The organism is Neorhizobium alkalisoli (assembly GCF_002968635.1).
In the GTDB taxonomy this organism is placed as follows: domain Bacteria; phylum Pseudomonadota; class Alphaproteobacteria; order Rhizobiales; family Rhizobiaceae; genus Neorhizobium; species Neorhizobium alkalisoli.
Genome location: NZ_PVBN01000001.1, coordinates 637,944 through 651,252, shown reverse-complemented (window position 1 = coordinate 651,252; position 13,309 = coordinate 637,944). Strand labels below are relative to the sequence as shown.

Below are 13,309 nucleotides of genomic sequence, written 5' to 3'. Positions count from 1 at the left end.
TTTCACCTCTTCTTGAATGACCGGTGAGACGATGGTCAGTTTGCCGCCGTCACCGCGATCGCCCGGTCGACGATCAGTCGACTGAGCGCGCGGTAGTCGCCATCGAAGTGATGGCCGCCCTCCCGCGCCAGAACCTGAGCACCCGGCATTTCCGCGACCGCGGGGCAGGCACTGTCCTCCTCCGCAAGGCCATAGATGCACTGGATCTTGAAGGGCTCGATCGCCCTCAGATCATCGACGGGATCGCCATATTTGCCGGCTCCGGAAAAACCGAGCCAGCCGGTGACGTCGATCTCGAAATCGGCCTGATGGGATAGAGCCAGCAGCGAGACGAGCGACACGGCCTGTCTGTCCGCCTCGGGCAGAAGCCGGTAGGTGGCAGGCAGGATGTTCGCACCGAAGGAATACCCGATCAGCAGCACGTCCTCGACCTGCCAGCGGGTGCGATAGGCCGCGATGATGCGGGAAAGATCGGCGGCGGTTTGTTCCGGCGTCTTTTCGGTCCAGAAGTATCGCAGCGCGTCCACCCCGACGACGGGAATGCCGTCTTCCTTGAGATAGGCGCCAAGTTGCTGGTCGATATCGCGCCAGCCGCCATCGCCGGAATAGACGATCGCCATGGCGCCGTGCCTGGCCGTGGTCTCGATCGGCACGATCGGCAGGTTGAGCGGGGAAGCGGAGCGGGCCAGCCCCCGCATGACCGAGGCGGTGTTGATCAGCAGTGCCGCAGCTGCACTCTCCGCCGTCTCACGCAGTTCGACCTTCGGATGGGTCTCTTTCAGGTCCTCCGCATGCACACGTCCGGCCGCATCCGCCGTTCGCGTAAAGAGAATACGCACCGGATTGGGCAGATCGCCCGGTGTCAGTCCATAAACCATACCCTCGGGGACAGGCGTCTTCGGCGCGGGGGTACAGAGCACGGTCGGGAGCGAGATCGTGGTCCCGGGGTCCACTGCCAGGGTTTCCGCAATGGTGGAATCGGGGGTCTGCGCTGCGATGGCCAGCGCGAGCGTCGCCCCGTCGCCAATACCGGCGACCATTGGCGGCCGATAGTCGGAAATTTCGGCAGACCGGTGCAACTGGCGGCTCAGATCCTCGATATCGGCGACGAGATAGAGGCAGTCATCCTGCTCCGCCTCCAGCGCTGCGTAATATTCCGGAAGATCGACCCCCACCACCAGCGCGCCCTCCCCGACGAGAGCGGCGGCGGTATTCGTTTCCCTTTCCGACCAGCCTTCCCCATCCGAAAGCAACACCACGACGCCCGCGACCTTGCCATCGGGATAGGAAATCCGGTTGGTCGGCAGACTTTTGGTCTCAAGTTCGGGGCCGGATACGATATGAACGACTGCCGCAACAGCCGTGATGCTTGCCACGATGATCGGCAGAAGCCTCATCGGCGCAATAGTCCCTTGAGGCCGCCCCCAATGAGCATGGTGATGTCAAATACCGAAAGGACCGGCATGCCGCTGCCGGAGACGGCGAGATAGCGCGGATGCCAGTCCGGATCGAACTTCGACTTGAAAGCCTGCACCCCGCGGAAATTATAAAAACGTTCGCCGTTGCGGAAGATACGCTCGCCGACATGGTTCCAGAAAGGAGCCTTGCTGTGGGTCGAGAGGCCGGCAAGCGGCGCCATGCCGAGGTTCAGCGTCTTGTATCCTTCGGCCTTCATGTGCTCCATGATGCGTACGAAGAGAAGATCCATCATGCCGCGATGGGTGTCGGGGAGATGCCGCATCAGGTCGATGAAGGCGTCCCCGCCTGATGCCGTCGAGAGAATGCTGGCAAAGGCGACGATGCGGCCTTCCAGGCGGATGATTGCCACCGGTCCTGCCGCCACGTATTGCGACTGGAATGTCCCCAGCGAAAACCCTTTTTCCGCTGCGTTCTGAGCGGCAAGCCAGGTACGGGAAACGGAAAGCAGTTCGTCGAGAACGGCCGGCACGTCCTCCGCGTTCAGCATCGAGAACTCCAGCCCGTCGCGGACCGCGCGGTTGATGGAGCGGCGGAGCTTCAGCCAGGCGCCACCCTTGAGATCGAACCTGGTGAGATCGACGATCGCCTGTTCGCCGAGCTTGTAGGGTTTCAGCCCTGCCTCGACAGTCAGCGGCAGGAATTCCGGCGAGACCTGATAGAAAACCGCGCGGCAGCCTGCCTTGCGGGCCGTCTCCATGAATTTCAGCACCAGATCGGGCCAGGCCTTGCGGCAGCCGACGGGGTCGAACAATGCCACCCATGAGCGGCCCTGCTGGGCATACATGATGAAAGCCTTGCCGCAATTGGAGAAGAGGACCTTCTTGTCGCCGAGGCGCACCAGGCCAGCGCTCGCATTCGGCTGCGTCGAGAGGATCTCTACCGCAAGGCCCATCTCCTCGTCGGACGGGGGCTTGCGGCACGGCGCCGCGCGCCGCAACCGGTTGGTGGCGACCGTGCCGATCAGAAGCGTCAATGCAAGGCCGGACGGCGCATGCATCGGGTTGCCCGAAAGGAACAGCGTCCAGCCCAGTCTCGCCAGGCTCTCCTCGAGGAAGAGGTTGGCGGCGAACGCAATCGTAAAGAGGATCAGGCTGAAAAAGAGGATGACGCCTTTGCCGGGAGTAAGCCGGCTGATCAACACCTTTGCCAGGGATACGGCAAGATGAGCAGGCTGGCTTTCCGGCGAGCCTCTCTGCTGCTCGGATGTGTCGTCGATTTGGGCAGTCTCTGCCATGGAATACCTGTCGGGATTAACGATTGCGCGGCACATTAGATGTCGCGCATGGACCGAAGCTTGCGACGACCGCTATTTACCCGCACTCCGTGAAGGAAAAAATGACATGTATCAACTTTTCGTGTTTTTACTCGCTTGAGAACGACACGTCGATGCCGGGCGCAGCGGGGCGACCGGCTCCATCATCCAGCCATCCACGATCTTCAGCCGTTTGTAAAAACCTTCCACCGCGTCGGACGAAAACGCACTTCGCTGCCTAGCGCCACCGGCGCATGCAACGGCACCTCGACCTCAACGTGATAAGGCGCGTGTCCCTCATTGGCGATGTCGATCTCGGCGATGCGCGTGCCCGCCAGCCGACGGCAGGCGGTGACCTTGCCGAACAGCGCATCCTGAGCGTCGACAAGCGACACATCCTCGGGGCGGAAGAAGAGCTCCCCACCTCCCTCGACCGGTTCTGAAATGCCGATAGGCTGCCCCTGGAAGAGGACCGTTTTCTCTTTCACTTCTACCGGCAAATGCGACGATTCCCCGATGAAGGAAAAGACGAAGGGCGAGCCGGGGCGGTCGTAGACGTCGTCGGCGGACCCCACCTGCTCGATCTTGCCCTGACTCATGACCACGACCCGGTCGGCAAGCTCCAGAGCCTCTTCCTGGTCATGGGTGACGAAAACCGTGGTATGGCCGGTCCGATCGTGAAATTCCCGCAGCCAGCGCCGCAGCTCCTTGCGGACCTTGGCGTCGAGGGCGCCGAACGGTTCGTCGAGCAGCAGAATGCGAGGCTCGATCGCCATGGCGCGGGCAAGCGCCACGCGCTGACGCTGACCACCGGAAAGCTGGTTCGGGTAACGCTTCTCAAGCCCTCCGAGCTGGACCATGTCCAGCAAATCCGAGACGCGGCGGCGTATCTCGGATTTCGGCGGTCTGGATGACGACGGGCGGACCTTCAAGCCGAAACCGATGTTCTCGGCGACCGTCATGTGACGGAACAGCGCGTAATGCTGAAAGACGAAGCCGACATTGCGCTCCTGCACCGAATGGTGGGATGCGTCCTCGTCGCCGAAGAAGATCTTGCCCGCAGTCGGGAAATCCAGACCGGCGATCAGGCGAAGAAGCGTCGTCTTGCCGGAGCCGGAGGGCCCGAGAAGCGCGATCAGTTCGCCGGAGGCGATTTTCAGAGAAACGTCGTTCAGCGCCGGGAAGCGTTCGAATTCCTTGCGGATATTGTTGATGGTGACTTCCATCGATGCGTAAACCTTTCAATGCCTGCCGCCGGCGTTGCCGGCACCGAACCGAAGTTCGAGAAGTGTTTTGAGTGCAAGGGTGACGAGTGCAAGCAGTGCAAGCAGCGATGCCACAGCAAAGGCCGCCACCATGTTGTACTCATTATAAAGTATCTCGACATGCAGCGGCATGGTGTTGGTCAGCCCGCGAATGCGGCCCGAAACCACCGACACGGCGCCGAACTCGCCCATGGCGCGGGCATTGCAGAGCAGCACCCCATAGAGCAGGCCCCATTTGATATTCGGAAGCGTGACATAGCGGAAGGTCTGCCAGCCGGATGCTCCGAGCGAAAGCGCAGCCTCCTCGTCGCCGCTTCCCTGGTCCTGCATCAACGGGATCAGTTCCCGCGCCACGAAGGGAAACGTCACGAACACCGTGGCCAGTACGATACCCGGCACCGCGAAGAGGATCTCGATGCCCCAGCTTTTCAGAAGGGGGCCGAGCAGGCTGCCCGAGCCGAAAAGCAGAACGTAGACGAGGCCCGAGATCACCGGGGAAATCGAGAACGGCAGGTCGATGAGGGTAATCAGGAAGGCCTTGCCCTTGAACTCGAACTTCGCGATCGCCCAGGATGCACAGAGGCCGAAGACGAGATTGAGCGGCACGGCGATCGCAGCGACCAGAAGCGTCAGCCGGATCGCAGCCGCCGCATCCGGCTCGACCAGAGCTTCGTAATAGGCTCCCCAACCCTCACGGAAAGCCTCCACGAATACCGAGATCAGCGGCAGCAACAGAAAGAATGCCAGGAAGGCAAGCGCCACCAGGATCAGGAGGGTCTTGGCGAGCGGCCGCTCGTCCGCCGGATCGCGAAAGAACGGTTGCTTGGAGATTGTGGAGGACGCGTTCTCAGACATTGCCGTATCTCCGCCGGCTCCAGGCCTGGATTAGATTGATGACGAGAAGCATCACGAAAGAGAGAAGCAGCATGATCGTCGCAATCGCCGTCGCGCCTGCGTAATTGAACTCTTCGAGACGGATGACGATCAGCAGCGGCGCGATCTCCGAGACGTAAGGGATGTTGCCGGCGATGAAGATGACCGAACCGTATTCCCCTACTCCACGGGCGAAGGCGAGCGCGAACCCGGTGAGGATCGCGGGCATGAGGCCCGGCAGGATCACCTTGGATATCGTCTGGAAACGGTTGGCGCCCAATGTTGCGGCAGCCTCCTCCACTTCCTTGTCGATCTCCTCCATGATCGGCTGCACGGTTCGCACCACGAAAGGCAGGCCGATGAAGATGAGCGCGACGACGATGCCGAGCGGCGTGAACGCGATGCGGAACGGCATGAAGAGCGATCCGATCCAGCCGTTAGGTGCATAAAGAGAAGCAAGCGCGATACCGGCAACCGCAGTCGGCAGGGCGAAAGGCAGGTCGACCATCGCGTCGATCAGCCGCCGGCCGGGGAAATTGTAGCGCGTCAGCACCCAAGCAACGATGACGCCGAAGACGACATTCACCAGCGCGGCCAGAAAGGCGGTGCCGAACGATATATAAAGTGCGTCGAGCGTGCGCCGGTCGGTGAAAACGGCAAAAAACCCGCTCCAGCCGAGCTCGGCAGTACGCCAGAGCAGACCGGCAACGGGGATGAGAATGATCAGCGACAGGTAAGCGAGCGAAAAGCCGAGCGTCAACCCGAAACCCGGGATGATGCTCGGCTGTTTCAGTCGCCACTTCGCCGATGAGGCAGTGGCGGTATGGGTCATAAAGGATTCCGAATTACTTCCCGGGCTTGTAGATCTGGTCGAAGATGCCGCCGTCACCGAAATGTTCGGGCTGCGCCTTCTTCCAGCCGCCAAAGATCGGATCGTCGATCGTGACAAGCTTGATGTCCGGCAGAGCCTTCAGCAATTCCGGCTTTACCACATCACGTTTCGAAGGACGATAGAAGTGCTTGGCGGCGAGGTTCTGGCCCTCGTCGGAATAGAGATATTGCAGATAGGCCTCTGCCTGCTTGCGGGTGCCCTTGGCGTCGACACTGGCATCGACGACGGCGACCGGCGGCTCGGCAAGGATGGAAATCGGCGGCACGACGATATCGAAAGCGTCCTTGCCGAATTCTTCACCAGCCAGATAGGCCTCGTTTTCCCAGGCAAGCAGCACGTCGCCGATCTGGCGCTGAGCGAAAGTGACCGTCGAACCACGTGCACCGGTGTCGAGGACGGGCGCGCGCTTATAGAGATCGGCGATATAGCCCTTGATCTTCGCCTGGTCGCCCTTGAACTCTTCGTTTGCCCAGGCCCAGGCGGCGAGATAGTTCCAGCGCGCGCCGCCCGATGTTTTCGGGTTCGGCGTGACGATCTGGACGTCGCCCTTCACCAAGTCGCCCCAATTCTTGATGCCCTTCGGATTGCCCTTGCGGACAAGGAAGACGATCGTCGAGGTATAAGGCGAGGAATTGTTGGGAAGGCGCGCACGCCAGCCGGCCTTGATCTTGCCGGTCTTCTCGATGGCGTTGATATCGCTTTCGAGCGCAAGGGTTACGACATCCGCTTCCAGACCATCGATGACCGAGCGGGCTTGTGCGCCCGAGCCGCCATGCGACTGGCGGATCGACAGGTCTTCTCCCGTTTGAGCCTTCCAGGACTTTGCGAAGGCAGCGTTGACATCCTTGTAGAGTTCGCGGGTCGGATCGTAGGAAACGTTGAGAAGCTGGGTATCGGCAAAGGCGGGTGTAAACACTCCCACCGTCAGGGACAGACCGAGAGCGACCGCTCCCAATCCCTTGCCAAATCCCCGGGTAAAACTGAACATGAAAGTCCCTCCTGTGGTTTGGCCAAACTCTATCGACCAGGTCGTCTTAGTCAATCGAAGGCGAAAAGAAGGCAAAACTGTTTCCCTGGCCGTGTTCGGCAGGCAAAGAATGGGTTAACCTTACACGCGGCGGCAGAACGTGTGCATTGGGAAAACCGTCTTCAGCAAAATCATAATCCGGCCACAATCGAGATTTTGAGGCATTCGGAGAAAGATTTTTCGCCTATTCTGCAACATGACCGTTGCAGCCATGCATGGTTCCGACGGCTGCGGAACCGCGGCTGCCGCCCCAAAGATCATGCCGGACCTGAACGGAGTTTCCAGATTGAGCGTCGCCTTCACCAAGGAAGATAGTGCCGAAACCGCTGCGGAAACCCTGCTGCCCGACCGGCCGATCTCGCCTCACCTCAATCTCGTGACCGAGGCGGGCTTGAAGGCGCTGGAATTGCAGTTGGCTCAGGCGCGGGAGGCCTATGAGGCTGCAGGTCCGATCGAAGACGTGAACGAACGCCGGCGCCAGGCAGCAGGCCCGCTTCGCGATCTGCGCTACTTTGCCGAAAGAGTTCGCACGGCCCAGATCGTCACGAACCCCATCTCGACGGGTACCGTCGCCTTCGGAAACACTGTCACTTTCAGCCGCGAGGACGGGCGGGTGCAGACGTATCGGATCGTCGGCGAAGATGAGGCCGACCCCAAGACCGGATCGATTTCCTACGTGTCGCCGGTGGCAAGGGCTCTTACGGGCAAAACCGTCGGGGATGTGGTGAATGTAGGGGACCAGGAACTGGAAATAACCGCGATTTCGTAATCACGTCCTGCAGGCGGCATCATCCTCGCAGCAGCGATCTGCTGCCCGCCCTTCCCGAATGCTGCCTGCGCTAAAGATGGCGGCTCACGTCCATGCGCTGGTGGAGAATACGGATGACCTCGATACCACCCGCGCCGAGCCGATAGAAGACGAAGTGAGAGCCGATCGGATATTTCAGATATCCCTCCCGGACGTCAGTTCGGCGCCCACTCAGCTGGCCGGCCGCAAGGCCAGCGAAAATATCGAGCATCTCGCCGTGATAACGCTCTGCTTGCTCCCAGGACCAAGCTTCCACGGTGTAAGACCAGATCTTCTCCAGGTCGGCTTCCGCCAAAGGTGAAAGCCTGTAGTGCCTGGAACTACCGGCCATGGCGCTCGCGCATCCGCTTCAGGAAGGCATCGTTGTCGAAAGGTTGCGGAGCGCCGGACTGCTCACCCGCGATCAACGCATTCCGCAAGGTCTCGACGCGTGCCTCATGCTCTTCAAGCAGGCGCAGGCCAGCCCGAACCACGTCACTGGCCGACCCATACCGGCCGCTTTCGACTTGGTCGTCAATGAAGTCGGCGAAATGGTCGCCGAGGGAAACCGATGTATTGCGAGCCATGGCATATCTCCTGCCCGGCATCATACCAAAAATTGGTACACCGCCAAGAGGCAGCCTTCAAGCCGTCAGAAGCTCGCGGACCGGTGCATCCTTGATCTCGCCGGCTCCCTCGATCGCATCGGCGATGGTGGTGTTGAACAACACGTCGCGGGTGGCATCGGCCACGCGGGCGAAGACATGGCGGATCTCGCAGAGATGCTCGCCGTCGCAATCCTCGCATTTGCGGTAGGCCGTCTGGGACAAGCAAGGAAGCGGCGCTATAGGTCCATCCACGAGGCGCAGCACTTCGCCGAAGGTGATCGAATTGGCGGGCTTCAGGAGCAGATATCCGCCCTGCTTGCCGCGGCGGCTGACAACGATGCCCGAGCGCTTGAGATCGAGCAGGATCTGCTCCAGGAACTTCTTCGGGATGCTCTGCTGAACGGCAATCTCGGAGATCAGCATCGGCACGTCCGGATCGCCCTGCGCCAGAGCGGCGAGCGCCCGCAACGCGTATTTCGCTTTCTGGGATATCATCACGCAACCATTAAACGATACCGTCGCCGCGAGGCGAAAACCTCACAGCGCCGTTAAAATCAGCTTTCAGGGGCATCCACGGGTTCGCCGGAACGGCGATCAGGGGCTGCATGCCTGCAAGAGGCAGTTTTGCCTTGCAGGCATGCATCTGGATTAGCTCAAATCCCGAGAAATTACAAACCAATGCGGGTAGTTCGGACGGCAGAAAATGGTCACTTTTGGTTAAGGCGGCAGGTTTTCTGTGTGCATGCCGCTTTGGAGAGATATTTGCTCCTCATCCTGCCGTCATAGGACGGGTTTTCCTGTCCTTTCGCGCGCGATATCTGGATAATCCAGCAAATGCTTACGGAATGATATCCCATGACCCTTCATGATGCTGCCGGCCGGGACCGCTCGGCCCAAGGTCATCCAATGGCCGCCACACTCGACGCACAGCTGCAGGACCTCGATCTTGAGGGCCGCCTGGCGTTTGCAGCCGAGCTCGGCAATGCGGTATTCACGACGAGCCTCGGCATCGAGGACCAGATCATTACCGCAGCAATCGGCACGCACCGCCTGCCCATCGAAATCTCCACCCTGGAGACGGGCCGCCTCTTCAAGGAAACGCTGGATCTGATCGGCGAGACGGAGGAGCGGTATGCGATCTCGATCCGCCGCTTCACACCTGAGCAGGAGGATGTCGACGCCTATGCTGCAAAATACGGCATGAACGGCTTCTACGACAGCGTCGAAGCGCGCCACGCCTGCTGTCACGTGCGCAAGCTGAAGCCTCTCGCGAGAGCTTTGGCAGGCGCCGAGGTCTGGATCACCGGGCTTCGCCGCGGCCAGTCCGGCAGTCGCGCCACGACGCCGTTTGCCGAATATGATCCCGAGCGCAACCTCATCAAGATCAACCCGCTCGCCGACTGGGATATCGAAGCGATCCGCGCCCATGTGGCGGCCGAGGCGATCCCTGTCAATCCGCTGCATGCCCGCGGCTATCCCTCGATCGGCTGCGAACCCTGTACCCGCGCCATCAAGCCGGGCGAGCCAGAACGCGCCGGCCGCTGGTGGTGGGAAAACGATGAAAAGCGCGAATGCGGACTGCATGTGCCTGAGAATTCCGCACAACCGATCCCGCAAGCTGCCTCAATTGTCCGCTAGCCAGCATCAACCTTTGTGTTTGTTCCGATAGACTGCCCGGAGACCGAAATGCCCTTGTCAGTACAGGAAACGGAAATAAAGAACCCGCCCGTTTCCAGACCACCGCTTGATCCGCATCTCAAAGCCCTCGAAAACGAAGCGATCCACATCTTCCGCGAAGTGGCTGCAGAATTCGAAAAGCCGGTGATGCTCTATTCCATCGGCAAGGACAGCTCCGTCCTCCTGCATCTCGCCCGCAAGGCTTTCCATCCGGGCCGGGTGCCGTTCCCGCTTCTGCACGTGGACACGACCTGGAAGTTCCGCGAGATGATCGAGTTCCGCGACGAGATCGCACAGAAATACGATCTCGATCTCGTCGTCCACACCAATCCCCGCGGCGCGGAAGAAGGCATCACGCCCTTCTCCCACGGTTCGGCGCTCTACACCGACATCATGAAGACCGAAGCGTTGCGCCAGGCGCTCGACGCCGGCGGTTACGATGCAGCCTTTGGCGGCGCGCGCCGCGACGAGGAAGCCTCCCGCGCCAAGGAACGGATCTACTCCTTCCGTACGCCTGATCACAAATGGGACCCGCGCAACCAGCGGCCGGAGCTCTGGAACATCTATAACGGCATGATCAGACAAGGCGAGAGCGTACGCGCCTTTCCCCTCTCCAACTGGACCGAAGTCGACATCTGGCGCTACATCCAGGCCGAAGATATTCCGCTGGTGCCGCTCTACTACGCCGCCGAACGTCCCTATGTGGAACGCGACGGCATGATGATCCTCGCCGAGGACCCGCGGCTCGAGCTTCTGCCCGGCGAGACCGTTCGCCACGGCATGATCCGTTTCCGCACACTCGGCTGCTTTCCGCTGACCGGCGCCATACGCTCGACGGCCTCCAACCTCGAAGAGGTGATCGCCGAGCTTGAAATCGCTACCGTTTCCGAACGCCAGGGCCGCGCGATCGACCGCGACCAGTCAGGCTCCATGGAAAAGAAGAAGCGCGAAGGATATTTCTGAGATGACCGCTCCAGCCCAAACCGCTTCGGCGACCATCCTGCCCTTTGCCGAACCCTTGAAGGCCGTGCGCGACACGCGCCCGCTGCGCCTCATCACCTGCGGTTCGGTGGACGACGGCAAATCGACGCTGATCGGCCGCCTGCTCTGGGACACCAAGGCGGTCAAGGAAGACCAGGCGGCAACGCTTGCCCGCGACAGCGGCAAGCAGAACGACCTCGGCCTGCCCGACTTCGCCCTGCTGCTCGACGGCCTGCAAGCGGAGCGCGAACAGGGCATCACCATCGACGTCGCCTACCGCTATTTCTCGACCGACCGGCGCTCCTTCATCGTCGCAGACACGCCCGGCCATGAGCAATACACCCGTAATATGGCGACCGGCGCATCGACCGCCGATCTCGCCATCCTTTTGACCGACGCCCGCTCCGGCATACTCGAACAGACCCGCCGGCACGCGACGATCGCCGCACTGATGGGCATCCGCCAGTTCGTGCTGGCGGTCAACAAGTTCGATCTCGTCAACTACGACAAGGCGATCTTCGAAAAGATTTCCCACGAGTTCCGTGAATTCGCGCTTTCGCTCGGCGTGCGCCAGATCACCGCCATTCCGATGTCGGCCCTGAAGGGCGAAAACGTCGTCTATTCCTCCGACAGCGCCATGCCATGGTATGAAGGCCCGACGCTGGTCGAGACGCTGGAGCTTGCAACCGTACGCACCGCTCAGGCGGGCGGTTTCAGGCTGCCGGTGCAGCGCGTCGCCCGTCCCGGCGAGAGTTTCCGCGGCTACCAGGGCACTGTTGCCGGCGGCTCCATCAAGCCGGGCGACCCGGTCGTCATCCTGCCTTCCGGTGTGGTCGCCAACGTCAAGCAGATCGTCACCTTCGATCTCGTGCGCAATGCCGCCGTGGCGGGAGATGCGATCACCCTCGTGCTCGACCGGCAGGTGGACGTAGCACGTGGCGACGTGATCGTTTCCCTCGAAGGGCAGCCGATGACGGGTCTCTCCTTCGACGCCCAACTCGTCTCGCTGCAGCCCGGCGGCATCGAGCCCGGCAGACGCTACTGGCTGAAAAGCGGTTCGCGCCGCCAGCGCGTGGCCGTTGAGCCGCTCTCCCAGCTGGAACTTTCGACCGGCAAATGGCAACCGCATGCCTCGACGCTTCAGATGAATGCGATCGGCAAGGTGCGGCTCTCCTTCGAGGAACAGGCGGTCTTCGATGCCTACGAGCAGAACCGCTCGACCGGCGCCTTCATCCTGATCGACCCGGATACGCTGAACACCGTTGCCGGCGGGATGATCACCGCCAAGCGCGCCGAGCTCGGCGGCATCCACACGGAGGGCCAGCGCGTGCTGATGTCGCTGCCGGCGGATCTTGCCGAGCAGATCATGGCAAGCGAGCTTTTCGCCACCCGGCGCGATGAGGCCGAAATCCGCCGCCTGACGGCAAAGCAGGCCGCCGAACTTTTTTCGAACGCGGCGAGTGATATATGAGAATATTGGCAAAGCTAATCGGAAAGGGGCCGCGAAGGCCCCTTTTTCTTGCGCAACGGAGAAGACGGAAAGCGCACCTCGCCGCGACGATCGCCCCTCCGAACGCATCGCAATCGGTCCGGCAGGCCGGTCCTATTCGGAAGAATGTCGGGATGAAAAGTGAAGAGAACCAAGCTCTTTCGACTGGTCGGAGTGGAGTGATTCGAACACTCGACCCCCACGTCCCGAACGTGGTGCGCTACCAGACTGCGCTACACTCCGTGACCAGCGGCGCTTCTATAGACCAGCATCCTTCATTCCACAAGCGCTCACCATGAAAAAATTGCGATGGCATCATATCGCTTCCCTCTGCCGATTAAACGCCGCAAAGCAAGGCGTTGCAAAAAGGTGGCGCATCAAAAATTTGATCTCCGTTTGCGCCGCCTGCCTCGCGAAGCGAACGCTAAATCTGCTAGGTGCAATCCCGAAGCCCTCCTCCCCGGCACATTACCCACACTATGAAGGATTCCGAGACCATGAGCCGCCGCGTCATCGCATCGACCGCCCTTTTCGCCCTAGCCCTTTCGGCCTGCACGACAGCGGGCGTAGCCAGCAACCCAATCGAGGCTCGCTGGGTGGGCAGATCGGCCGGCGAGTTCTTCGCCAAATACAGCCCTCCGATCAGTGACAGCCAGGAAGGTTCTTCCACCATCTACAACTGGCGCGGCGGATATAACAGAATCAAGCTGCAGAACGGTCGCAGCGCGAGCGTAAGCTGCTCGGCCAAGATCACCGTGGGAAGCGACTACACGATCCGCGACCTCACGATCGTCTCGGATCGCCCCGGCGCCAACGGACCGAGCTATTGCGCAGAGCTTTTGGCCGGCACTTGAACACGAGCGCAGACCTAATTTAGGCAGCATGACCTCACGCACAGAGGGCCGACCCCGGCAACGACTTGGCTTGAGTAAATTTCGGGAGCCGCGGCCCTCCGTGGCTCTCACGACGCGCCCTTCAA

The 13,309-nt window shown here is 61.0% G+C and carries 14 protein-coding genes and 1 tRNA gene; 5 read left to right on the top strand and 10 right to left on the bottom strand.

Annotation, left to right across the window (positions count from 1 at the left end):
• Positions 1 to 35: 35 nt before the first annotated feature.
• From C5L13_RS03120 to C5L13_RS03095, 6 genes are all read right to left on the bottom strand, one after another.
• Complete coding sequence (locus C5L13_RS03120) at positions 36 to 1,397, bottom strand: virulence factor family protein (RefSeq protein ID WP_105381761.1); 1,362 nt, start codon at positions 1,395 to 1,397, stop codon at positions 36 to 38.
• Positions 1,394 to 2,713, bottom strand: a complete 1,320-nt coding sequence (locus C5L13_RS03115; protein WP_105381760.1) for a phosphatidylglycerol lysyltransferase domain-containing protein — start codon at positions 2,711 to 2,713, stop codon at positions 1,394 to 1,396. The genes C5L13_RS03120 and C5L13_RS03115 overlap by 4 nt, the downstream gene beginning before the upstream one ends.
• A 203-nt stretch (positions 2,714 to 2,916) precedes the next feature.
• Positions 2,917 to 3,957, bottom strand: a complete 1,041-nt coding sequence (locus C5L13_RS03110; protein WP_105381759.1) for a sulfate/molybdate ABC transporter ATP-binding protein — start codon at positions 3,955 to 3,957, stop codon at positions 2,917 to 2,919.
• A gap of 15 nt (positions 3,958 to 3,972) precedes the next feature.
• Positions 3,973 to 4,851, bottom strand: coding sequence for a sulfate ABC transporter permease subunit CysW (cysW, locus tag C5L13_RS03105; protein WP_105381758.1), 879 nt, complete (start codon positions 4,849 to 4,851; stop codon positions 3,973 to 3,975).
• Positions 4,844 to 5,701, bottom strand: a complete 858-nt coding sequence (gene cysT / locus C5L13_RS03100; RefSeq protein ID WP_105381757.1) for a sulfate ABC transporter permease subunit CysT — start codon at positions 5,699 to 5,701, stop codon at positions 4,844 to 4,846. The genes cysW and cysT overlap by 8 nt, the downstream gene beginning before the upstream one ends.
• A 13-nt stretch (positions 5,702 to 5,714) precedes the next feature.
• Positions 5,715 to 6,749 (bottom strand): sulfate ABC transporter substrate-binding protein, encoded by a 1,035-nt coding sequence (locus C5L13_RS03095; RefSeq protein WP_105381756.1) that lies wholly within the window; start codon positions 6,747 to 6,749, stop codon positions 5,715 to 5,717.
• 325 nt (positions 6,750 to 7,074) lie between these two features.
• Between C5L13_RS03095 and greA the strand changes: the two genes are divergently transcribed.
• On the top strand, positions 7,075 to 7,557 hold the full coding sequence (gene greA / locus C5L13_RS03090; RefSeq protein ID WP_105382064.1) for a transcription elongation factor GreA: 483 nt from the start codon (positions 7,075 to 7,077) through the stop codon (positions 7,555 to 7,557).
• Positions 7,558 to 7,627: 70 nt separating this feature from the next.
• Here the strand turns inward: greA and C5L13_RS03085 are convergent, their stop codons facing one another.
• The 3 genes from C5L13_RS03085 to C5L13_RS03075 are packed head-to-tail and all read right to left on the bottom strand — an operon-like array spanning position 7,628 to position 8,678.
• Positions 7,628 to 7,927 carry a type II toxin-antitoxin system RelE/ParE family toxin gene (locus tag C5L13_RS03085; RefSeq protein ID WP_105381755.1) on the bottom strand — a complete coding sequence of 100 codons (300 nt, stop codon included), beginning with the start codon at positions 7,925 to 7,927 and terminating at the stop codon, positions 7,628 to 7,630.
• Positions 7,917 to 8,162 carry a type II toxin-antitoxin system ParD family antitoxin gene (locus tag C5L13_RS03080; protein ID WP_105381754.1) on the bottom strand — a complete coding sequence of 82 codons (246 nt, stop codon included), beginning with the start codon at positions 8,160 to 8,162 and terminating at the stop codon, positions 7,917 to 7,919. The genes C5L13_RS03085 and C5L13_RS03080 overlap by 11 nt, the downstream gene beginning before the upstream one ends.
• A gap of 57 nt (positions 8,163 to 8,219) precedes the next feature.
• On the bottom strand, positions 8,220 to 8,678 hold the full coding sequence (locus C5L13_RS03075; protein ID WP_105381753.1) for an RrF2 family transcriptional regulator: 459 nt from the start codon (positions 8,676 to 8,678) through the stop codon (positions 8,220 to 8,222).
• A 360-nt stretch (positions 8,679 to 9,038) separates the two neighbouring features.
• Between C5L13_RS03075 and C5L13_RS03070 the strand changes: the two genes are divergently transcribed.
• From C5L13_RS03070 to cysN, 3 genes are read left to right on the top strand one after another with little or no spacing between them, the layout of a single operon-like run.
• Positions 9,039 to 9,821 carry a phosphoadenylyl-sulfate reductase gene (locus C5L13_RS03070; protein ID WP_170117189.1) on the top strand — a complete coding sequence of 261 codons (783 nt, stop codon included), beginning with the start codon at positions 9,039 to 9,041 and terminating at the stop codon, positions 9,819 to 9,821.
• A gap of 48 nt (positions 9,822 to 9,869) precedes the next feature.
• Positions 9,870 to 10,823 carry a sulfate adenylyltransferase subunit CysD gene (gene cysD / locus C5L13_RS03065; protein ID WP_105381752.1) on the top strand — a complete coding sequence of 318 codons (954 nt, stop codon included), beginning with the start codon at positions 9,870 to 9,872 and terminating at the stop codon, positions 10,821 to 10,823.
• Position 10,824: 1 nt separating this feature from the next.
• Complete coding sequence (gene cysN, locus C5L13_RS03060) at positions 10,825 to 12,312, top strand: sulfate adenylyltransferase subunit CysN (protein WP_105381751.1); 1,488 nt, start codon at positions 10,825 to 10,827, stop codon at positions 12,310 to 12,312.
• A 184-nt stretch (positions 12,313 to 12,496) separates the two neighbouring features.
• Here cysN and C5L13_RS03055 read toward each other — a convergent pair.
• Positions 12,497 to 12,573 (bottom strand) — tRNA-Pro (locus C5L13_RS03055).
• 254 nt (positions 12,574 to 12,827) lie between these two features.
• Between C5L13_RS03055 and C5L13_RS03050 the strand changes: the two genes are divergently transcribed.
• Positions 12,828 to 13,184: a hypothetical protein gene (locus tag C5L13_RS03050; protein WP_105382062.1), complete on the top strand. Its 357-nt coding sequence runs from the start codon at positions 12,828 to 12,830 to the stop codon at positions 13,182 to 13,184.
• Positions 13,185 to 13,309: the final 125 nt, after the last annotated feature.